Source organism: Halobacillus sp. B23F22_1, from assembly GCF_043497005.1.
Taxonomy (GTDB): Bacteria; Bacillota; Bacilli; order Bacillales; family Halobacillaceae; genus Halobacillus_A.
Map to the genome: position 1 here is coordinate 826,923 of NZ_JBIEKE010000002.1, position 23,012 is coordinate 849,934.

Genomic DNA, 23,012 nt, shown 5'->3' on the forward strand with positions numbered 1-23,012 from the left:
CTGGTTAGGAGTTTTTCATCTTAGAGAAATTATAGTCTTAATCGTGTCTCCTCAGGGAATGCCGCCGTTTCCCGATCATCGGAAAACTCGTCTACTTACGTTAAGCTGTGCCGTTAGGAGAGTACAATAGACAGCAGCACCCTTACGATGGTACCGTAAAAAAATGCAGGAAGAGAAGACAGAAGCAATTCCATAGGCCGCAGTGCAAGGAGATTTTCGGTCTTCTCCTAAGAAATGCGGTAATTTGTTCTTTTTCTCCCAATAGAAACGAACCAGCCTAAAAACTCCTAAGCCAATTCAATTTGGCTTAGGAGTTTAATTAAGCTTTATTTAGTGATGTGAATAGGCTGACCCATAGCAACTTCAGCTGCTTCCATTGTAATCTCCCCAAGAGTAGGGTGAGCATGAATGGTAAGAGCTAAGTCTTCTGCTGTCATTCCCGTTTCAATGGCTAATCCCAGCTCAGCAATCATATCACTAGCGTTTGGACCTGCAACTTGTGCGCCAATTACCAGTCCATCATCTTTGCGAGTGATTAGCTTTAAGAAACCGTCACTATCGTTAAGAGACAAGGCACGTCCATTCGCTCCAAATGGGAACTTAGAAGCGTTAACTTCGTAGCCTGCGTCTTTTGCTTCTTGTTCCGTATATCCTACAGAAGCTAATTCTGGATCAGAGAAGACTACAGCTGGAATACCAAGGTAGTCAATTTCTGATTTTTCGCCTGCAATAACTTCAGCGGCGATTTTTCCTTCATAAGAAGCTTTGTGAGCTAATGGTGGTCCATCTACGATGTCACCAATTGCATAAATGTTATCGATGCTTGTACGGCATTGTTTATCGGTTTGAATAACACCTTTATCGCTCATTTCAACACCTAGTTCTTCAAGACCGATTTCATCAGTGTTTGGACGACGACCTACTGTAACCAGCACGTAATCAGCATCAACTGTTTTCTCTTCGCCTTTTACTTCATAAGTTACAGTTACGCCATCTTCCTTCTCTTCCACACCTTTAGCCATCGCGTTTGTAACAACGTCAACGCCCTTTTTCTTAAGACGGCGTTTAACAAGAGAAGACATTTGCTTTTCGAATCCACCAAGAATGTCTTTTGTACCTTCCAGAATCGTCACTTCTGTGTCGAAGTTGGCATAGGCAGTACCTAATTCAGTACCAATGTATCCTCCGCCAATGACAACCATTTTCTTCGGTACTTCTGTTAAAGCTAATGCGCCAGTAGAATCAATCACACGATCTGAAAATTTGAAAGATGGAATCTCGATAGGACGAGACCCTGTAGCGATAATGCAGTTGTTAAACGTGTAAGTTTGAGAGTTTTTATCATCCATAACACGTACTGTATTCTTGTCAACAAAGTAAACCTCACCTTTTACAATGTCTACTTTATTTCCTTTTAACAGACCTTCAACACCGCCGGTAAGCTTGTCAACTACTCCGCTTTTCCACTCCTGCACTTTAGAGAAATCAACGGTCGTATTTTCAGATTTGATACCCATGTCATCTGCACCTTTGGCATGTTCAAAGCGGTGACCTGCTTGAATAAGTGCCTTCGAAGGTACACAGCCGACGTTTAAGCAGACGCCTCCAAGGTTTCCCTTGTCAACAATCGTAACGTTTTGTCCTGTTTGAGCAGCACGGATGGCAGCTACATAGCCGCCAGGACCTGCTCCTACTACTAATGTGTCTAACTCAATTGGAAAATCTCCTACTACCATACTTTACGCCTCCATCATAATAAGTTGTGGATCGTTCAGTAAACGCTTGATGTTATTCATTGCATGTTGAGCTGTCGCACCGTCGATCATACGGTGGTCAAAGCTTAAGGAAATAGCAAGTACTGGAGCTACAACTATCTCACCATCACGGACTACTGGTTTCTCTGCAATACGACCAATTCCAAGAATAGCTACTTCAGGGTGGTTGATGACAGGTGTAAACCACTGTCCACCAGCAGAACCAATATTGGTGATCGTTGTAGAAGCACCTTTCATTTCGTCTGATCCTAGCTTACCATCTCTAGCTTTTACAGCCAATTCATTTACTTCACTAGATATAGAGAAGATTGATTTACGGTCTGCATCTTTAACTACAGGTACAAGAAGTCCCTTATCTGTATCCGCTGCAATACCAATATTATAATAGTGTTTCTGAATAATTTCATCCGTATTATCATCTAGAGAAGTATTTAGCACTGGATATTTCTTAAGTGTAGAAACTAGTGCTTTTACAACATACGGAAGATAAGTTAACTTAATATCCTGTTCTGCTGCTACAGCTTTAAATTTCTTACGGTGAGACACTAATTCAGTAACATCTACTTCATCCATTAGAGTAACGTGAGGAGCAGTATGCTTGGAATTAACCATCGCTTTAGCGATTGCCTTACGGATTCCACTCATTTTCTCACGAGTCTCAGGATAAGCTTCGCCTGCTGCAGGTGCTTGTTGTTCAGTAGATTCCGTAGAAGCTGTTTCTTCTGCCGTATCTTCAGCTGCTTGTTCTTTAGTTGCAGAAGTTTGTTCTCCACTTAGGAAACTGTCAACGTCTTCTTTTAACACACGGTTGTTCTTGCCTGAACCTTGAACTTTACGGATGTCCACGTCATTATCACGCGCATATTTACGCACTGAAGGCATCGCAATAACACGTTTGTCATCATCAGCATCGTCTTCTTCAGCTTGTGCTGCCGGCTGCTCATCTTTCGTTTCTTGTTTTTCTTCTTGTTTAGGAGCTTCTTCTTTTTCTTCTTTAGGTTCTTCTTTAGGTTCCTCTTGAGAGTCATCAGCTGAATCTTCAGAACCATCATCGATGGTAATAATGACTGTACCTACAGTTGTTGTTTCACCTTCATCTACATGAATGTCTTTAACAGTTCCATCGACTTGAGAAGGAATTTCTACAACTGCTTTGTCGTTCTGTACTTCACAAAGCACATCGTCTTCTTTTACTTCGTCACCTGGCTTTACAAACCATTTTGCGATTTCACCTTCATGGATACCTTCACCAATATCAGGTAGTTTAAATTCAAACGCCACAGGTATTACCTCCTATTATTAGAGATTAAAAGTTCACTACTTTATTTACTTTTTCCACAATGTCATTGTGGTTTGGAAGCCAAACTTCTTCAGCTTGTGTAAATGCATAAACCGTATCAGGAGCAGAAACTCTAAGAACGGGTGCTTCAAGGTGAAGGATCGCTTTTTCTTGAATTTCAGAAACAACATTAGATGCAATTCCTGCTTGTTTCTGAGCCTCTTGAACGACTACCGCGCGATTAGTCTTCTCAACGGAAGCTAAGATCGTCTCGTAATCAACAGGGCTTACCGTACGCAAGTCAATCACTTCTGCACTAACGCCGTCTTTTTCTAGTTCTTCAGCTGCTTTTAAACAGGAGTGAACCATTGCGCCGTAAGCTACTAAAGTAACGTCTGTTCCCTCACGCTTAATTTCAGCTTTACCAAGTTCAACCGTATACTCTTCTTCAGGAACTTCTTCGCGGAATGAACGGTAAAGTTTCATATGCTCTAAGAAAATAACCGGGTCGTTGTCGCGGATGGACTGAATAAGAAGTCCTTTAGCGTCGTAAGGGTTAGAAGGAATAACTACTTTTAGTCCAGGCTGCTGAGCCATTAAACCTTCAAGACTGTCTGCGTGGAGTTCAGGTGTGTGCACACCGCCTCCAAAAGGAGAGCGAACGGTAATCGGCATTGAACGCGTGTTACCAGTACGGTAACGATAACGAGCCATTTGGCCGCTGATCGCATCCATTGTTTCATAAACGAAACCAAAGAATTGAATTTCTGGAACCGGTCGAAATCCAGTTAGAGCAAGTCCAATTGACATACCGCCAATTCCTGACTCAGCAAGAGGCGTGTCAAATACGCGCTCTTCCCCAAATTCATCTTGAAGACCTTCAGTCGCACGGAATACGCCGCCGTTTTGACCAACATCTTCACCGAAAACCAGCACGTTTTCATCATTTTTAAGTTCTGTGCGCATCGCATCAGTGATGGCTTGAATCATTGTCATTTGTGCCATGATCTACTTCGACTCCTTTTCCTTGTATTCTTCATATTGCTCCTGCAAGTTTGAAGGCATCTCTTCGTACATATTTTCCATTAGATCTGTAACTTTTTGTTTAGGAGTATTATCTGCTTCTTTAATCGCTGCTTTAACTTCTTCTTTCGCTTGTTCGATGACTTTATTTTCTTCTTCTTCAGACCATAGATCTTTAGCTTCTAGGAATTTACGGAAACGTACAATCGGGTCTTTCTCTTCCCAGTCACTGTCCATATCTTCTGTACGGTAACGTGTAGGGTCGTCACCAGCCATCGTGTGCGGACCATAACGGTAAGTCATCGTTTCAATCAACGTAGGACCCTCTCCGTCTACAGCACGCTGACGAGCTTCTTTTGTAGCTGCATAAACAGCAAGAACGTCCATGCCGTCAACCTGAATACCTTCAATACCAGCAGCTACAGCTTTTTGTGCAATAGTCTGGGCAGCAGACTGCTTATCAACTGGTACGGAAATAGCAAATTGGTTGTTTTGCACCACAAAAACAGCTTGTGCACCAAAAGCTCCAGCGAAGTTAATGCCTTCGTAGAAGTCACCTTGTGAAGCACCGCCATCTCCAGTGTAAGTAATTGCAATTGCGTCTTCTTTACGTTTTTTGAAGCCTAATCCAACACCGGCCGCCTGTGTAATTTGAGCACCGATGATGATTTGAGGACTCACAGCGTTAACTCCTTCAGGCATCTGATTCCCTTTGAAGTGACCACGGGAGAATAAGAAGGCTTGATATAGCGGAAGTCCCTGCCAAATCAACTGTGGAACATCACGATATCCTGGAAGGATAAAGTCTGCTTTATCTAAAGCATACTGGCTTCCTAACTGAGATGCTTCTTGTCCTGCCGTAGGAGCGTAGAACCCTAAACGTCCTTGTCTGTTTAGTGCAATTGAACGTTGGTCCAGGATTCGTGTATATACCATACGCTTCATAATTTCTTTTAGATCTTCATCAGAGAGATCAGGCATAGCGTCTTCATTGACAACTTCGCCCTTTTCGTTAAGGATTTGAAACATTTCAAACTGATTTTCGATGTTCTCGAGAACTCGTTTCAAAGTAATCCACCTCTTCCTTTCTATTTTTAAAATTGGATGCTGCATTTAGCGTTCCCAAAAAAGTAAAAAAACTGTACCGATTTCCTCTTATTGAATTTACCCTTAACCAAACTTTATTAATCCTAGCTGGTCTATAAGCTAAACTGTTACAATTTTAGTAAGTTGATAATTGGTACAATGTATTTTCCTACTGTAGTTTAGCTCAATCTTTCTCAACCGTCAATAAGTCTATTTTTAAATAACCATAAAGAATTGTTACAGTATTTAAGGTTAAGGTGTTAATTGATCCCATCGATAAGTTTAGTACTGTACCACTCAATTTTGTTGCCTGTATTAATTTTACGTTTTTTTATATAGAGATGCAAATAAAAAAACCAGCTGATTCTTGTCAGCTGGTTTTCTGCCTATTCTGCTTCCTCATAGTTAACATCGAGTTCAGCGGCATCATAAAATTCTTTCTTCATCTCATTATAGTCCGTAGTATATTGATTAAAAACTTCATTTGCTTCTATCACTTTATTGTAGCTGTCATTAATTTCATCTACTTTAGACTGCAGGTCTTCTTTCGTTAAATCTTCTTCCTGCATCATTTCATAAAGTTCACCATCCAGACTGAGAGCCGCTTGATAAGCTTCATAAAGCTCTTGATAAGCCTCATAACGATTATCCATTGTATCAATCAATTCATTTGCTTTATCTTGTGCCTCTTGAGACTCAAGTTCCTCTGATAAAGATTTAACTTCATCAAACTCTTCTTTTGCTTCATCAATACTTTCTTTTTCTGTATCAATTCTTTCTTTTCTTTCCTCTACTATAGAGCCAGCTTCTGCAGATAATTCCTGAATACGCTCCATATCTTCAGAATCCATTTCAATAATCTGGTTGTAAATTTCTTCTTCTTCTTGTTCTAATTCTTGCAACGGCTCTTGCTGTTCTCTAAAATCCTCCTCTAAACTGACTGCCTCTTCCATGTGCTCATACATCTGTTCTTCTGGTGACTGACTTGAACAAGCGACCATTAAAAAAGTCGCTGCCGCAAGCAGCGCCATAACTTTTAAGTAACGCACTTTCCTCCCCCTCATGCCTATAAATTCTTATGTATTTTCTAAATCATACCATCAATATTATAATAAAAAGGAACAAATTGAAAGGAATGGAAGTATTATTTGAATAATATTTATCGAAGTCAAAATTACTTTTTTTCTGTGTTAAAATAATTTGGAATGGGTTTATAGAAAGGATGTCGCAAATGATTACGATGGAAGATATCGTTCGTGAAGGTCACCCTTCCTTACGAAAAGTTACGGAAGATGTAGAATTACCTGCTTCCGAAGAAAATAAAACCATATTAGAAGATATGCTTCAGTACTTAAAAAATAGTCAAGATGAGCAGGTATGTGAAAGATATGGTTTAAGACCTGGGGTTGGGCTCGCCGCACCTCAGATTAATGTAAATAAACGTATGCTCGCTGTACATTTTTATGATTTAAAAGATAAATTATACAGCTACGGTTTATTCAACCCAAGAATCGTGAGCCATTCTGTTGAGAAATCTTATTTATCAACTGGTGAAGGGTGCCTTTCAGTGGATCGTGAAGTACCAGGGTACGTCCCCAGGTATCGAAGAATTACAGTAAAAGGGACTGACCTTACAGGTAATGAAGTTAAATTAAGACTGAAAGATTTCGCAGCGATTGTTTTTCAACACGAAATTGATCATTTAAATGGTGTAATGTTTTATGATCATATTGATGCTGAAAATCCATTTAAAGAACCTGAAGGAGCAGTCGCCGTTGATCGATAATTTTTTAGTACTGTTTTTTCTATAAAAGCACGGGACAAAACTAAATAAAACATAAAATAATCCGAATGATTTTGTAGAAATCATTCGGATTATTTTAAAGAGAATTCACATCATCACTCCGTCAAAATGCTTCGCTAATGATCTGCGTTTATACGAATGTTCGTTTTTTGACATCACTGTTTTACTTAATTCCCAGCCTCTTTCCCACAGATTCTAATGCAGGTTTGATGGTTTTTTATCCATCCGCCCAGCTCTTTAAAGAAGTTTTAATTCATATAATGCTTTTACGAGTCCGCCCTCTGCCACATCAGTTGTTACATAATCACTCACTTGCTTTGTAGCATCTACAGCATTCCCCATTGCCACACCTGTTCCAACGTCCCGGATCATTTCTATATCATTTAACCCATCTCCAAAGGCATAAGTATCTTCTAACTTAACGCCTGCAGCTTTAATCATTTGATTAATGCCTTGCGCTTTTGAGCCGCCTGATGGCAGGACATCACAAGAATATGGGTGCCAGCGGATATAATCAAACTGTTGATGAAAGTCTCGATAATGATCAATTTCATTACCTTCACAAAAAAGGAGCGACTGGTAGAGCTCTTTTTTCTTATAAAACTCTACATCTACAGGTGGGTATTGAAAGTGCAAGGAATTTAGACTCGTTTCAATTTCAGGATTGTTTGACTGCGAAGCCCTCATCCCTTCATGATTCATAAATACCATCGGGTGCCCCTTTGATTCTGCATCATAGTAAAGCTCTTCTAAATGCGAATGAGGAAGCGGGTTCTTATAGATCGTTTTCCCTTCAAAAACAACAAATTGACCATTAAAACTAACATAGGAATCGATTCCAAGGGTTTCTCTAATGTGTTCATACATAAAAGGAGCACGACCGGTCGCGATCGCACAGTATACTCCACTATTTTGCAATGCTTTGACTGCCTGGATCGTCTCGACAGGCAGCTCTTTATCGTGGTTTAGCAAAGTTCCGTCAATATCAAAAAAAGCAATCTTCTTCGTCATTTTTAACCCTCCAAGATTTACAGAAACATTAATTATATGCTGGATATACTTTAGCATGAGTGGATATATTTGAGAAGTTTTACGAAAGATATAACAAATTGATCAAGTCAAAATGTTTCTTTCTAAGACAATCCGTATTATACTATAGATAACAGGGATTGGGCGGTTTAACGTTTTTAGTGTCTTTCTTCATCGGTGAAAGGAGATGGATGCACATGATGAAGCGTCTAAGAAGAAAGCTTCGAAAACGTTGGAAAAAGATCATGGAACGTAAGAGCTATGCTTAAATTACGTGTCATATAGCGGAATATGACGATTTCACCTTAAATTTTATGACTATGACAAAAGAATCGTGCTATCATTACACTTAGAACAAATGTGGAATTTATATCTAGTAAGGAGAGATAATGGAATGGTATACAAAGTTTTGTATCAGGAACTTTCTAAAGAAGTTCCTGTTCGCGAACGTACTCAGGCTATGTACGTGGAAGCGAATTCAGAAAGAGAAGTACGTGAAAAATTATTTGAAAAGAAGTTAAATATTGAATATATCCAAGTGTTAAATGAGGAACACTTGGAATACGAAAAGCAAAATGAAGATTTCCAATTGGAGAATGTGTAACCAATGAAGTTTGTGAAAAATGATCAAACCGCTGTGTTCGCGCTTGGCGGACTTGGCGAGATCGGTAAAAACACTTACGCAGTACAATTCCAAGACGAAATCATCCTCATTGACGCTGGAATAAAATTTCCGGAAGACGAGTTATTAGGAATCGACTATGTAATCCCTGATTACACGTACCTCATTCAAAACGAAGATAAAATTAAAGGGTTATTCATCACGCACGGTCACGAAGACCACATCGGCGGTATTCCTTACCTGCTGCGTGAAATTAACATCCCTATATATGCAGGTAAACTAGCTGCAGGTTTACTTCGAAATAAACTGGACGAGCACGGTCTGCTGAGAAGTACAACCATGCACACAATTCAGGAAGACGATGTTATTAAATTCCGCAAAACATCGGTTTCTTTCTTCCGTACGACGCATAGTATCCCTGATTCTTATGGAATCGTAGTTAAAACGCCTCCAGGTAATATTGTTCATACTGGAGACTTCAAATTCGATTTCACCCCTGTTGGAGAACCAGCTAACCTTGCGCGTATGGCTGAGCTTGGTAAGGAAGGCGTACTTGCACTATTGTCTGATAGCACGAATAGTGAAGTTCCTGGATTTACGAAATCTGAAAAAGTAGTAAGCCAAAGTATTGAAGATATCTTTACTCGAGTAGACGGCAGATTAATATTTGCGACATTTGCCTCAAATATTTATCGTTTACAGCAGGTCATCGAATCAGCAGTGAAGTATAATCGTAAAGTTGCTGTATTCGGCAGGAGCATGGAAAACTCTGTTCGGATCGGTCAAGAACTTGGATATATTCAAGCTCCAAAAGAAACATTTATCGAGTCTAATCAAATTAATCGATACCCAGCTCATGAAGTTACAATTTTGTGTACGGGTTCTCAAGGTGAACCGATGGCTGCGTTATCACGAATTGCTAACGGTACTCACCGTCAAATTCAAATACAGCCGAAAGACACTGTCGTGTTTTCCTCTTCCCCAATCCCTGGTAACACGATAAGTGTCAGCCGTACGATTAATAAGCTTTATCGTGCAGGAGCTGATGTCATTCATGGACCATTAAATGATATCCATACATCTGGTCACGGCAGTCAAGAAGAAATGAAACTTATGCTTCGTCTCATTCAGCCAAAGTATTTTATGCCGATTCACGGTGAATACCGTATGCTTAAAGAGCATGTGAATCTCAGTGAAGATTGTGGTTTAGATCCTGAGAATTGCTTTGTCATGGACAATGGAGATGTACTTGCCTTAGGTAAGGACGAAGCTATGATTGCCGGCAAAATACCGTCTGGTTCTGTTTATGTTGATGGAAGCGGGATTGGCGATATCGGTAATATTGTACTAAGAGACCGCCGTATTCTTTCAGAAGAAGGATTAGTTATCGTTGTAGTCAGTATCAATATGAAGGAATTTAAGATTGCTTCAGGTCCTGACATTATTTCTAGAGGATTCGTTTATATGAGAGAGTCTGAAGATCTAATTAAAGAAGCGCAGAAGCTTGTAAGTACACATGTCGATAAAGTGATGCAGCGTAAAACGACGCAATGGTCAGAAATTAAAAACGAAATTACGGACACGATCGCTCCATTCTTATTTGAGAAAACGAAGCGTCGCCCAATGATCCTTCCTATTATTATGGAAGTATAAAAAAACAACCTCGCCTGAATGGTGAGGTTGTTTTTTTCAGCTTGTGGAAAACTCCGGTTTTCTGCAAGCTTTTTTTTACTGCCAGGAACGAAGGCCCATTGGAATTTCATTCAGACAGAAATTACCTAGCTCACCTTTGCTTGATGCAGCACAATCTTTTTTCATGTTCTGGCGGGTATCTGTGAACAGCTCCCGTTCCTTCACTTTCTCTTTTCCTGATGGTTTTAATTTGCACTGATCGAGGAGAGAACATTCCGTACACCGGGCGGTATCTGATTTGTACGGTCGATACCCATCACAATTCATAAAAAATGATAACAAATGAGCGCAATGAAAAAATGAAAGAAATCAGCCTATCGAGACTTTTTTCGACAGCCTGCAAAAAAGAGTTAGAAACATAAGCATAGCAAGGGTTGAGTACTATTCGCAGACCTTTAGCGTATTCCTCTGGGAACGGCACGTAATGAAGATCCACCTGGTCAAGTGAATTTGTTGACCAGGTTAGCTGAGGCCGTGCCCACAGAAAGATCCTGTTTTTTTATTGAAGTCGTTTAACCGCCGTTTTCATATCAGGCAAGTCTAAGTCTCCGGATTCAAAGAAGTTTTTTATAATATACTTCGAGAAATTGGCCGCAGACTGGTAATCAATGTGACCTGGCAGAGGCGCTTGATCTTCTATGACTACGTCAATAATAGCTGGCTTATTTGATAGGAAGGCCTGCTTCATTTTAGTTGACAATTCTTCATGCGTTTCAATTCGGTATCCTTCTCCTCCGCATGCCTCAGCGAATTTTGCAAAGTCCACGTCGCCCATATCCGTTTTGTAATTAAGATGTCCCATTTGCTCTTGCTCATATTTAATCATAGCAATTTTACTGTTATTTAAAACAACCATCTTAATAGGTAATTCATATTGGACGGCTGTTGCAAAATCCTGCATGACCATAGAAAATCCACCATCACCGCTGATTCCAATTACCTGACGGTCAGGATGAGCCAATTGTGCAGCAATCGCTCCCGGCAGTCCACTGCCCATTGTAGCTAGCCATCCTGAAATAAGAAAACGTTGATCAACAAAAGGCAGAAAGCGCGATACCCATACCGTAACATTTCCCACATCAGCAGAAACGACAGCTTGCGGCTTCATGACTTCCTCTAAATGATACATGACCTGGGGCGCGTGTAATGGATCTTCTGATGACCGCTTATCTTCTTGAAGAGCGACACTCCACTTCTTCATTTTGCTTTGATATTTTTCCAAAAAGGCAGCATTGTTATTCTCTTCTACATAATACGCTAACGATTCCAATGTCTCTTTAGCATCTCCAGCAAGGCCCAGTGTAATGGGGTAATATTTGCCGAGGTGATCTGGTTTATTATCAATTTGAATCGCAGTAACATGATCAGGCAAGAATTCGCGGTACGGAAATTGCGTGCCGACTAAAAGAAGTAAATCACATTCTTTCATGGCATGATACGCTGGTTTCGTCCCTAACTGCCCATGTTGGCCTAAACAATAGGGATGATGATCAGGAAGAACTCCCTTACCTAACAAACTTAAAATAATCGGTGATTTAATTTTTTCGGCAAATGATATTAATTCAGTTCTAGCATTCGCAGCTCCCTGCCCTGCTAAAATGAGAGGTTTTTCTGCCTTCTCTATTAGCGATTTAGCCTCTTCCAGATGCTTGTCCTGAGGACTTATTTCTGGTCGGTAATAACTTGAAGAAGTCAACTTTACATCATAGGAATGCTTCTTCCCAAATAAATCATCAGGTACGACGAGTACAGAAACCCCTTTATGAGTAAAAGCTTCCCTGATCGCTTGATTCATTAGATCAGGAAGCTGCTTCTCTGTCTGCACACGTTTGTTAAAAACAGCTACATCATCAAACATTTTTTCTAAATTAATTTCTTGAAAGGCCCCTGTCCCTACTTCTTCACTATTTACTTGCCCTACAATTGCTAAAACTGGCGCTTTGTCGGATTTTGCATCATATAATCCATTTAATAAATGAATACCTCCAGGTCCTGCTATCGACAAGCAGACTCCTAATTCACCCGTTAATTTAGCATGGGCTGCCGCAGCTAATGAAGCGGTCTCTTCGTGTCTAACTTGAATAAAATCAATGTCTTCTTTTCTCTTTCTCAAATCTTCAATAAGTTCATTTATAGAATCGCCGGGTAATCCATAAACGTGAGGAACACCCCAATTTATTAATAGATCGATTAAAATTTGTCCTGTTCTTTGTTCTGCCAAGAGAGATCCTTCCTTTCGCTGAAAAGACTTTATCTCTTTATTTTCCCTTACCCGTTAAAATTAAACCCTTCGGAAAGAAACCATATTTTTACACATAAAAAAGAACCTCTATAAGGTTCTCTAAATGTTGAAAAAGGAATGTAGCAAACGGCGACACTCCTATGGTAGAAATGAATAAGGGGTACCCCGGAAAGTTGATTTCACTTTTCCAAATACAAGAAATGTCTGCCCAGTCGAGATAAAAAAAACTATGGTTACTCTACAAGCTGAGAAGCTCTATAAAGTTGTTTTAATCTTCCACAACTAAATTTTTCTCAAAACGGCTTATGTCATTATCAGCACCAATTACGATTAAAATATCGCTCTCGTGAATCTCTTCAGTAGCCATTGGGGATACAATAACTTCTTTCTTTCTCTTTATCGCTACAACATTACAACCATACTCCGCACGGATATCAAGATCAACTAAGGTTTTGCCGCTCATTTTACTGCCTGCTTTTACCTCAACTACACTATGATCATCAGAAAGTTCGATGTAATCTAATATATTATTGGAAATAATATTATGTGCAATCCGTTTCCCCATATCTCTTTCCGGGTGAACGACGTGATCTGCTCCGATTTTACTTAAGATTTTTTCATGGTAATCATTTTGGGCTTTCACTGTTATCGTTTTTATTCCTAATTCTTTCAACATCAGTGTTGTTAACATACTCGCCTGAATATTATCGCCAATAGCTACAATAACGTGATCAATATTACGTATGCCTAACTCTTTTAACACATTTTCATCGGTGGAGTCAGCAATAACAGCATGGGCAGCTATGTCCCTATATTCATTTACTTTATCTTCATCTAAATCAAGAGCTAAAACTTCCATTCCTTCTCGGCTTAATTCACGGCAAATACTACCGCCGAAACGGCCGAGCCCTATTACAGCAAATTCTTTTTTCATTCGTCTAGCCTCCAAAATTCAATTATCATCTACCGTTATTCTATCATAATTTTCAGGTGTGAAAAATTTCCCATAAAATAAAGGAGGCCTGACGCCTCCTCTACTTATTCCCTCTTACGTAGTCTGCATCGAAAAGAAATAAACGCATAAGCAGATATAGAGATGGGACCAGCAAGCATAGGCCTGCTATAAAGACAATGACGAGCGTAATTCCCATCGTTTCATGAGTGGCTCCACTTGTAATTGTAATATACGGCTGAAGAATATACGGCAGGTGTGAGGCACCATAGCCGAAAAAGGCAAAAAAGAACTGAAACATGACAGCTATAAAAGCCCAGCCATAAAATCTTCCATTGTATACGAGGAGTACTGCTGTCATGAAGAAAGCTACTGAGATTCCAAACATCCACCATAAGTCAATCGCTTTTTGATAATGCTCAGGGTTATGCTGACTTAATGCGATAAACGTCGTTAAACTGGCAATGATAGTTGGAGAGCTCCAGAAAAGAGCATATTTTCTAACAAGCTCTAAAGCCGGCCGGTCGTTAGCCCTCGAAGCATAATAAGTTAAAAACATAGCGCTAATGTAAAGGACCGAAACAATTGCCAGGAAAACTACGCTCCAGGAATAAGGACTAGACAACAACTCTCCATACAGAAGCCGTACACCATTTGTTGTTTCCTCGATGAACCCGCCTTCGGAAAGTGTTAGAGCCGTAGAAAGTGAAGCGGGAATAAGCAGTCCGGTAGCACCATATAAAAACATATACAAATGGTTGTCTTTGGAGCCATAGTTTTCAAATGCATAGAAAGAACCGCGAATGGCCAGCAGGATGATTGCTATACTGCCTGGAATGAGTAAAGCTTGACCGTAATAGAAGGCGGTATCTGGAAAGAAACCAACAATTCCGACGAAGAAAAACACAAAGAATACGTTGGTAACTTCCCACACTGGCGATAGATACCTGGCAATCAGCTTGTTCATAATATGATCCTTTTTAGTTAACTTCGCATAGTAAGCAAAGAATCCTGCTCCGAAATCTACGGAAGCTACGATTAAATACCCGTATAAGAAGATCCAGAGCACCGTAATTCCTATATACTCATACCCCATTATTCCTCCTCCTTCGTAGCTGCAACTTCAGGATATCGATCTTCAAATTCAGCTTCTGCCGGGTGGTCTTTGAACATTTTTCGCAGAACAACAACGCATCCAACACCTAACACGGTATAAAGACCAGTAAATAATATAAACATTAAACCGACGTGATCAGAAGTGGTTGCCCCTTCAGCTACCGTCATAATCCCTCTTAAAATCCATGGCTGGCGGCCTTCTTCTGCATAAATCCAGCCAAATTCAATAGCCAGCATGGATAAGGGGCCGCAAGCTGCAATCAACCAGAGCAGTATATTATTTTCTTCATTCCACTTCCTCACTTTCCAGAACAGAAGGAATAAGGCAGATACACCTAATGTAAACATCCCAATAGAAACCATTAAATCAAACATATAATGGATCCATAGAGGCGGCTGTTCTTCTTCAGGCGTTTCATTCAAGCCCTCTACTTCTGAATTAAAATCACCATAGGCTAAAAAGCTTAACGCCTTCGGGATGCGAATGGCATTTTCTGTTTCCCCCTCTTCGTTCAGCGTTCCAAATAATACGAGGTCTGCTCCACTTTCCGTTTCAAAGTGCCACTCCCCTGCTGCTAATTTCTCAGGCTGATGTTCTGCTAGAAATTTAGCTGACAAATCACCAGCTACAGCAGTGAATATAGCAAAGATAAATGTTGCCGTTACTGTAAGTTTTAAAGCTTTTTTGTGATATGTGGATCCTTTCTTCTTTATCAGCATAACGGCAGCTATTGTTGCTAATATTGCTGCAGAAGTTAAATAAGAAGAAGCAACTACGTGAAAAACCTTAGTAGGTGTTGCCGGGTTAAACATAGCAGCCAGCGGATTAATGTCTGTCACTGTATTGCCCTCTAATTCAAAACCTTGTGGTGTGTTCATAAATGAATTAACCGTTGTAATAAAGAAAGCAGATAGCGTTGACCCTACAATGACAGGTATAGATAAAAGCCAATGATACATCGGATTCTTAAACCGGTCCCATGTATATAAATAGATTCCTAGAAAGATCGCTTCAAAGAAAAAAGCAAAGACTTCCATAAATAAAGGAAGACTAATGACGTTACCCGCGATCTGCATAAAATTCGGCCATAATAGCGAGAGCTGTAAGCCAATTGCCGTTCCTGTTACCACCCCTACCGCAATCGTAACCGTCATCCCTCTTGTCCATCGTCTGGCCAGAAGCTGTAAGTGTTGATCTTTTCTTTTTATTCCAAGAAATTCTGCGATGGAGATCATGATAGGTATGCCTACACCTACAGTCGCAAAAATCACGTGAAAGATTAAAGTCAGCGATGTAAGTAAGCGGCTCATCGTCACGCTATCTTCAAAAAACATAAAAGTACCCCCTTGAACTTAATCAAGTAAATTTGTCTTCGTCTATTATAAAACGGCATGCTGCCCTGCAGAAGAATAAGTAATGACTATTTTGTGACAAACTTCACAAAGTCGATTTACATACAATGTACAAGAAACTTCGAGGTCCTGTCCAGTTATTTGTTTTTTCTCTTAATGAACCATACCACCAAACAGACAAAATAATGCCCTAGCAACTAAATTATGAGGGTATTCCAGGCTGTCAAGAAAGTTCTAGACAGCATTAATTTTTGGCATTTTCACTTAAATTTTATCTACTAGTACACTAAAGAACGGGATATGCCGATTTAGATAGGAAAATGTTTTCGTACAAGTGCTGATTCCAGCTGCCTGCCGGAACATGAAGAGAATTGGCCATTAACTATTCAAGATGAGGAAGGTGAAGGTGAGTCTTTTTCTGTAGTAAAAGAAAATCTAAGGAGCAGTGCCCCTCCCACTCCTGCGGAAGAACGAGTGAGCCGAGATCGCCGAGCGTGGGTTTCCGAGGAAGCTCGGTGCTCGTCCGCGGAAAGGGAAGGGGGATGACACTGAAAAACTAAAGGTCGATGAAAGATAAAAAACTCCTGTGTGGAATTTAACCAAGTTAGCTGAAGCCGTGCCTGCGGCTAGTATCCAGCGACAAGCGATTCTTGACGCTCTTTAAATTAGGCAGGACTTTTTCAGCAGCCTCAAGGGGCCTTTCTCTAGGCGGCAAAAAAAGCTTGCGGAAAAACAATGGTTTCTCCAGAAACGCGAATGCCCTCGTAACTAAATTACGAGGGCATTCTATTAGATTGCATCGAGCATTTGAAATTGTGCTTTAACTAATTCGAAATATTCTCCTTTTTGTTCCATCAACTCATCGTGAGAACCGCTCTCTAATATGCGGCCATTTTCAAGGACGTAAATCGTATCTGCTTCACGAATGGTTGACAATCGGTGAGCAATGATAATGGCCGTCCGTCCTTTTAATAGACGACGAAGAGCTTCTTGTATCTTCATTTCCGTTTCCGTATCAATACTAGCTGTGGCTTCATCCAATATTAGAATACGAGGATTAGCAAGCAGTGCTCGAGCAAAGGATAACAATTGGCGTTCTCCAGCTGAAAGAATGCTGCCTCGTTCTTCTACTTCTGTTTCATACCCATTGTTTAAACGTTGTATGAACTCATCTGCACCTACAACCTTTGCTGCTTCCATGACTTCTTCGTCGCTCGCTGCAGGCCGCCCAAAACGAATATTCTCTATGATCGTACCAGAGAAAATAAATGTATCTTGCAAGACCACACTAATTTGCTGCCTTACACTATCGATTGTCGCATCTTTCAAGTCGATTCCGTCAATTTTAACAGCACCTTTGGTCGGATCATAGAAACGGCTTATTAAGTTAGCGATGGTCGATTTACCTGAGCCTGTATGCCCTACTAAAGCAACGGTTTCGCCAGGCTTCATGTCTAAATTAATATCATGCAGCGCCACTCTCTTTTCATCGTACGCAAACTGTACGTGATCAAACTCAATACGACCCTTCATGTCTGTTAACGGTACAGCATCGGCACGTTCCTCAACATTAGGCTCTTCATCAAGAAATTCAAAAATTCTCTCTGAAGCAGCCATCGCCATTAACAGCTGATTATACATTTGCCCAAGTCTTGAAATCGGCTCCCAAAACATACCGAGGAAGAAAGCAAAGGATACAAATGTTCCCACTGGCATTCCCTCTTGTAAAATGAGGTAAGCGCCATACGCGACTAAGATCACCGTTCCAACTGCATTACTCATTTCAACAAAAGGACGAAACATCGCACTTTTACGAGTGGCTACATTCCACGACTCAAAATTATCTGAGTTTACACCATCGAAGTACTCCGAGTTTTCTCTTTCCTGTGAAAAAGACTGCGTAATTCTCACCCCTTGAAGGCTTTCGTTCAGGTGGGAATTGAGTCGAGACTGCTGAATACGAACTTGCTGCCACGACCGTCTTATATTTCGCCGCAGTTTAGTAGAGATGTAGAACATAATTGGCATGATCACTAGGATCGCAATCGCAAGCTTCGGACTTAACGCGAATAAGATGACGATAATTCCTGTCAGCATAACGACATCCATTAACAAGTTAATAATCCCATTCGTAAAAAGTTCTTGTAAGGAGTTAATATCATTCATGATACGTACAAGAATTGAGCCTGCCGATCGCGTATCAAAGAATTTATGTGACAACCTTTGGACGTGCGAAAATAGATGCTGACGTAAATCATAAATGACGTTCTGACCTAGGATATTGACGTATTTAATCCTGAGCATGTTTGATACATAGCTTAATAAGTACATAACAGCCACACCAACTACTAATTGAATAAGTAAATTGGTATTCCCTTCAGCAATAGCAATATCAATGGCGACTTTACCTATAAGAATAGGCACGACTAATCGTACAATTGTCGCTACTAGCATAGCAATGATGGAGATCGGCAGTAATGTTTTCCAATATGGTTTAACGTATCTCAGCAGGCGCATGAGCTGCGACCAGTTAAAAGGCTTCTCAATTGCTAAATCCTGGGTATATTTGAACCGGTTTAAGTGTTTATTCGTTTCTGGAACATGCTTTGGTTTTCTAGCCATTTCTCTCCCCCCCTTTGTTTACTAGATATTGGATGAGTCTAATATTTTTTCTTTATCCTGGTATTGTATTTCATAAATGCGCTGATAAGGACCTCCATTTTGAAGCAGCTCATCATGTGAACCTCGCTCCACAATCGACCCTTCTTCTAATACTATAATTTCATCTGCGTGCTTTAAGGAAGAGATGCGGTGAGCAATTATAAATGTGGTACGTCCCTTCATGACTTCTTTTAAAGCTTTCTGGATTTGAAATTCAGTTTCCATGTCCACTGCAGATGTGGCATCGTCTAACACTAAAATAGCAGGATCAATTAGGATCGCTCTCGCAATTGCAATACGCTGCTTCTGCCCACCAGATAATCCCATTCCTCGTTCACCTAGAAGTGTATCGTAACCTTCTGGCATATCCATAATAAAATCATGGGCCTGAGCTCGCTTCGCTGCAGCTTTGACGTCGTCAAGCGTAGCATCAGGATTGCCATAAGCAATATTTTCCTTAATCGTAGTGGAAAATAAAAAAGATTCCTGCAGCACAAAACCGATATTTTTCCGCAGCGTTTTTAGGCCATAATCCGCTACAGGATGACCATCAACCAGTACTCTTCCTTTTTCAGGTTCGTAGAATCGAGTAATCAATTGCGTAATACTCGTTTTTCCTGAGCCGGTAGCACCAATTAACCCGATCGTAGTGCCAGGAGGAGCATCAAAACTAATATCTTTTAATGCCGAATCATCATCTTCAGTGTAAGTAAGTGTCACTTTATCAAAAGTCACATGGCCACGAAGACGATCTTGAACGATGGCATTTTCTTTTTCCTGAATATCTTCATTAGCTTCTAAAATTTCAAGCAGTCTTTCTCCTGAAGCTTTAGATTGAGAAAAAAGGTTAATGACAAAGCCTAAATTCATAAGCGGACCAAGTATATACCAGACGAGGCTGAAAAAGGCGACTAATTCACCTAACTGTAAAGACCCATTGACGACGAGGTACCCACCGTAGGCAAGAAGAGCAACCACACAAACATTACCAATGAATTCCATGAGCGGGAAGTAACGTGCCCAAATATTCGAAGTCGTTATATAGTTCGAACGATAATGTTCACTTCGATCAAGAAAGCGCCCAACTTCAAAATCTTCTCTCGATAATGATTTTACTGTGTTCATCCCGCTAATATTTTCCTGCACTCGTGTATTTAATTGTCCAAATGATTTTCTAATTTTTCGAAAGGCAGGATGGACTCGCCGGTCAAATTGATAGACTACGAATCCTAAGAAAGGCATAGAAGCCATCGTTACAAGAGCGAGAGGAATAGAGTAATAAAACATTACGCTCAAACTTATGACAATTAATAATGTGATACGGATAAGCTCAGAAAAACCCATGGCCAGGAAAAAACGAAAGCCTTCTACATCCGCTGTTAACCGAGACATAATATCTCCTGTTTTGGCATTGTCGTAGTATTTAAATGGAAGACGCTGCAGCTTTTTATACAACTCATCACGCAATACATAGACAGATTTAATACCGAAATATTCTCCTAAGTATTGATGAAAATATGTAGCGACTCCTTTAAACACCATGAGGATGACAAAAACGATACATATATAAGGAATAAGGTTGTATCGTTCTTCCATGACGACATCATCAATGGTTATTTGAAGTACCATCGGATAGACAACGGTAATCCCTGTAACAAATAACAGCGAGAAAACCGACCAGAAGAAGAAAGATCGATAAGGCCAATAAAACGGTTTCAATTTTTTAAAAATATCCAAGTGGTTACCCTCCTTTTTCGTTAACGTATTAACTAATATATCGAGTATCGAAATAAATTTCCACCCATTTGACTAACTTTTTTAAAATTCAGGAAAAAATAAACAAATACCACAAAAAACAAGCTAACACTATCATATAAGAACATAGCCTCAATTATGAGGGTGTCAGTTTGAGAAAAACTTTAAACAGGGTAATACCACTGGGGTTTTAGGAACAGATCACCGGCAAAATCATTTACTCAAGCTGTGTACTTAGGAAAACAGCGCTCGCAAAAGGGCATTTACTCTACGAGGTTTCAAGCTTCCATTCTGGTCAAAGGAACGGAATTTACAGCTAATTAGTAAAAATGTTGATTAAATAGTAAAAAAAGCTTGCAGGACACAATAAGTTCTCCTGCAAGCTTTTTTTACTATTTTTGGTTAACACCCAGTACACGGTTAACACGTTTACGGAGCATCTTCATACCGCCACCACCGGCTTGGAAATGGCGAAGATTACCTTCTTCATCAAATACGTAATAAGCAGGGACGTATTGATTTTCAAATGCATCTGTAAGTTTGTGTTCATTATCTACATAGATAGGCTGAGTGATTCCATGTTCATCAGCTACTTCTTTAATTTGCTCTAAATCAAGATCTTTCTCTGAACGAGGCATGTGAACAGCGATTACATTTAAGTCTTCACTATACTCATCGCGAAACTCATTTACGTTCGGCATAGCTTCTTTACAAAGCCCGCAGCTTACCGACCAAAAATGAATGAGGGTTGGTTTGCCGCCTACTAGATCTTCTTTTGAGATAGGTTCGCTGTTGTACCATTTTGTTGCTTCAGGCAATTCTGGCATTGGTGTTCTAAGCTTCATCCTGACATCCTCCTTTAACTCTTAAAGTACGTATGGAAAAAAAGGTCTAACTCTGTGGTTAGACCAATTTTAGATATCAATTAAAGTGTTTCTTGACCTGGCTTCCAGTTTGCCGGGCAAAGTCCGCCAGTTTGAAGCGCTTGAAGTACACGAAGTGTTTCGTCTACGTCACGGCCGATATTGTTGTGGTTCACCACTTGATACTGAAGCTCACCTTCAGGGCTGATGATGAATAGTCCGCGTAGTGCGACACCTTCATCTTCAACTAGCACGCCGTAGTCTTTAGCTACTTGGTGGTTCGTGTCAGCTGCAAGTGAATACTCAAGGTCACCAAGACCATTATCCTCGCGGTTAGTATTAATCCAAGCTAAGTGTGTGTGAATTGTATCAGTGGAAACTCCAATTACTTCAGCATCCAGGTCTTCGAATTCATCGAAGCGGTCGGATAGTGAAGTGATTTCAGTTGGACATACGAAAGTGAAATCCATTGGGTAAAAGAATAGTACTGTCCATTTATCGTTTTTCATGTTTTCTTCTAATGATACTTTTCCAAACTCTTTGTTTGGAAGTACTGCATCCATTTCAAAGCGTGGTGCTTGTTTTGCTACCATACGTTCTGCCATAAAAGAATCCCTCCATATGTTTTTAAGCATGATTTAACATTAATCTACAATCACAAGTTTTAGTATAACGAGAGAATAGATTGTAGTCAATGTTTAATAAAAATTAATTTAATCTAGCCTTTGGTTCTATCTTTATTAATATAGGCAACACTGTATTTCATTAAACATCATCCACTGTATTATGTAAAATATTTTGCCTTCTGTAATGACAATGCTTGACATTAAACCACAAAAAATTGAAAATAACTTCATACATCAAATACGATAATAAGCGTTATTTTGTTAGAAAGGAGTCTGATTATGAATTTATTTGAGGAAGGATTTGATTTTAACACTACCGTACTTGTGGAATGGTTAATTACGGGAGGATTAAAGATCCTGGTTATTCTCATAGCATTTGCGATACTAGGTCCAGTGGGAAAAAAAGCGATTGGCATCGCTATCCAACGCATGGGGAAACAGCGGAAAATTGCAGAGAGCCGTACAAAAACGCTGGAAAAATTGTCTGTAAATATGTTTTCTTATATTCTTATTTTTCTATTAATCGTTATGCTGTTAAGTGCAGTTAATATAGAAATTGGTCCCTTACTGGCAGGAGCCGGAATTATTGGTCTGGCGATCGGTTTTGGAGCCCAGGGTTTAGTTTCTGATATTGTGACCGGGTTCTTTATTCTTCTAGAACGTCAAATTGAAGTAGACGATTATGTGACGGCTGGAGGATACGATGGAATTGTTGAAGAAGTAGGCATTCGTACAACAAAACTCAGAAGTTTCGATGGCACGCTTAACTTTATACCTAATCGAAACATTGAAGGTGTCAGCAACCATTCTCGCGGTAATATGCGTGCCCTAGTGGATATCGGCATTTCTTATGATGAAAACATTGATCAAGCATTAGAAGTTCTAACAAAAGTAGCCGACGATTTTGCGGACGATCCCCGCTTTAAAGAAGGGCCTGATGTTTTAGGTGTGCAAAGTTTAGGCGATTCGGATGTCGTTCTTCGTATTCTTGGCAAGACAGAAAACATGGAACAATGGGGCGTTGAACGTGACTTGAGAAAAGCAATGAAAGAAGCATTAGATAAAGCAGGAATTGAAATCCCGTTCCCTCATCAAGTCTATATAGAAAAGAAAGAAAGTTAAAAAAGCCAGCCT

Annotated in this window: 18 protein-coding genes and 1 pseudogene; 4 read left to right on the plus strand and 15 right to left on the minus strand. The window is 40.0% G+C overall.

Annotation, left to right across the window (positions count from 1 at the left end; translation table 11 throughout):
- Positions 1-326: 326 nt before the first annotated feature.
- The 5 genes from lpdA to ACGTNH_RS12045 all read right to left on the minus strand — a co-directional run bounded on the left by lpdA (position 327) and on the right by ACGTNH_RS12045 (position 6,212).
- On the minus strand, positions 327-1,736 hold the full coding sequence (gene lpdA, locus ACGTNH_RS12025) for a dihydrolipoyl dehydrogenase (protein WP_394587093.1): 1,410 nt from the start codon (positions 1,734-1,736) through the stop codon (positions 327-329).
- 3 nt (positions 1,737-1,739) lie between these two features.
- Positions 1,740-3,056, minus strand: a complete 1,317-nt coding sequence (locus ACGTNH_RS12030; protein ID WP_394587094.1) for a dihydrolipoamide acetyltransferase family protein — start codon at positions 3,054-3,056, stop codon at positions 1,740-1,742.
- 25 nt (positions 3,057-3,081) lie between these two features.
- Positions 3,082-4,059: an alpha-ketoacid dehydrogenase subunit beta gene (locus ACGTNH_RS12035; RefSeq protein ID WP_394587096.1), complete on the minus strand. Its 978-nt coding sequence runs from the start codon at positions 4,057-4,059 to the stop codon at positions 3,082-3,084.
- A 3-nt stretch (positions 4,060-4,062) separates the two neighbouring features.
- Positions 4,063-5,145 carry a pyruvate dehydrogenase (acetyl-transferring) E1 component subunit alpha gene (gene pdhA, locus ACGTNH_RS12040; protein WP_394587097.1) on the minus strand — a complete coding sequence of 361 codons (1,083 nt, stop codon included), beginning with the start codon at positions 5,143-5,145 and terminating at the stop codon, positions 4,063-4,065.
- A gap of 404 nt (positions 5,146-5,549) precedes the next feature.
- Positions 5,550-6,212, minus strand: coding sequence for a YkyA family protein (locus ACGTNH_RS12045; RefSeq protein WP_394587098.1), 663 nt, complete (start codon positions 6,210-6,212; stop codon positions 5,550-5,552).
- Between the two features lie 182 nt (positions 6,213-6,394).
- Here ACGTNH_RS12045 and def point away from each other — a divergent pair, with 182 nt between their 5' ends.
- Positions 6,395-6,949, plus strand: coding sequence for a peptide deformylase (gene def / locus ACGTNH_RS12050; protein WP_394587099.1), 555 nt, complete (start codon positions 6,395-6,397; stop codon positions 6,947-6,949).
- Between the two features lie 255 nt (positions 6,950-7,204).
- Here def and ACGTNH_RS12055 read toward each other — a convergent pair whose 3' ends face one another.
- Positions 7,205-7,978 carry a Cof-type HAD-IIB family hydrolase gene (locus tag ACGTNH_RS12055; protein ID WP_394587100.1) on the minus strand — a complete coding sequence of 258 codons (774 nt, stop codon included), beginning with the start codon at positions 7,976-7,978 and terminating at the stop codon, positions 7,205-7,207.
- Between the two features lie 412 nt (positions 7,979-8,390).
- Between ACGTNH_RS12055 and ACGTNH_RS12060 the strand changes: the two genes are divergently transcribed.
- Positions 8,391-8,600: a DNA-dependent RNA polymerase subunit epsilon gene (locus ACGTNH_RS12060; RefSeq protein WP_394587101.1), complete on the plus strand. Its 210-nt coding sequence runs from the start codon at positions 8,391-8,393 to the stop codon at positions 8,598-8,600.
- A gap of 3 nt (positions 8,601-8,603) precedes the next feature.
- Entirely contained in the window at positions 8,604-10,271 is a 1,668-nt protein-coding gene (gene rnjA, locus ACGTNH_RS12065; RefSeq protein ID WP_394587102.1) for a ribonuclease J1, read from the plus strand.
- A gap of 538 nt (positions 10,272-10,809) precedes the next feature.
- Here rnjA and ACGTNH_RS12070 read toward each other — a convergent pair.
- From ACGTNH_RS12070 to ACGTNH_RS12105, 9 genes and pseudogenes are all read right to left on the minus strand, one after another.
- A complete protein-coding gene (locus tag ACGTNH_RS12070) occupies positions 10,810-12,531 on the minus strand; it encodes a pyruvate oxidase (protein WP_394587103.1) in 1,722 nt (573 codons plus the stop codon).
- A gap of 289 nt (positions 12,532-12,820) precedes the next feature.
- Positions 12,821-13,486, minus strand: coding sequence for a potassium channel family protein (locus ACGTNH_RS12075; protein WP_394587104.1), 666 nt, complete (start codon positions 13,484-13,486; stop codon positions 12,821-12,823).
- 100 nt (positions 13,487-13,586) lie between these two features.
- Positions 13,587-14,600, minus strand: a complete 1,014-nt coding sequence (locus ACGTNH_RS12080) for a cytochrome d ubiquinol oxidase subunit II (RefSeq protein ID WP_394587106.1) — start codon at positions 14,598-14,600, stop codon at positions 13,587-13,589.
- The gene (locus tag ACGTNH_RS12085) at positions 14,600-15,955 is read right to left on the minus strand and encodes a cytochrome ubiquinol oxidase subunit I (protein ID WP_394587108.1); all 1,356 of its coding nucleotides are present in this window, start codon (positions 15,953-15,955) and stop codon (positions 14,600-14,602) included. Before ACGTNH_RS12085 ends, ACGTNH_RS12080 begins: the two co-directional genes overlap by 1 nt.
- Before the next feature lie 807 nt (positions 15,956-16,762).
- Positions 16,763-18,595: an ABC transporter ATP-binding protein gene (locus ACGTNH_RS12090; protein ID WP_394587110.1), complete on the minus strand. Its 1,833-nt coding sequence runs from the start codon at positions 18,593-18,595 to the stop codon at positions 16,763-16,765.
- Between the two features lie 21 nt (positions 18,596-18,616).
- On the minus strand, positions 18,617-19,504 hold the full coding sequence (locus ACGTNH_RS21140) for an ABC transporter ATP-binding protein (RefSeq protein ID WP_444875033.1): 888 nt from the start codon (positions 19,502-19,504) through the stop codon (positions 18,617-18,619).
- Positions 19,505-19,516: 12 nt separating this feature from the next.
- Positions 19,517-20,371: pseudogene (locus ACGTNH_RS21145) on the minus strand (ABC transporter ATP-binding protein); the annotation flags it as partial.
- Between the two features lie 410 nt (positions 20,372-20,781).
- The gene (locus tag ACGTNH_RS12100; protein WP_394587112.1) at positions 20,782-21,234 is read right to left on the minus strand and encodes a TlpA family protein disulfide reductase; all 453 of its coding nucleotides are present in this window, start codon (positions 21,232-21,234) and stop codon (positions 20,782-20,784) included.
- Positions 21,235-21,314: 80 nt separating this feature from the next.
- The gene (locus ACGTNH_RS12105; protein WP_188376232.1) at positions 21,315-21,857 is read right to left on the minus strand and encodes a peroxiredoxin; all 543 of its coding nucleotides are present in this window, start codon (positions 21,855-21,857) and stop codon (positions 21,315-21,317) included.
- Positions 21,858-22,157: 300 nt separating this feature from the next.
- Between ACGTNH_RS12105 and ACGTNH_RS12110 the strand changes: the two genes are divergently transcribed.
- The gene (locus ACGTNH_RS12110) at positions 22,158-23,000 is read left to right on the plus strand and encodes a mechanosensitive ion channel family protein (protein WP_394587113.1); all 843 of its coding nucleotides are present in this window, start codon (positions 22,158-22,160) and stop codon (positions 22,998-23,000) included.
- Positions 23,001-23,012: the final 12 nt, after the last annotated feature.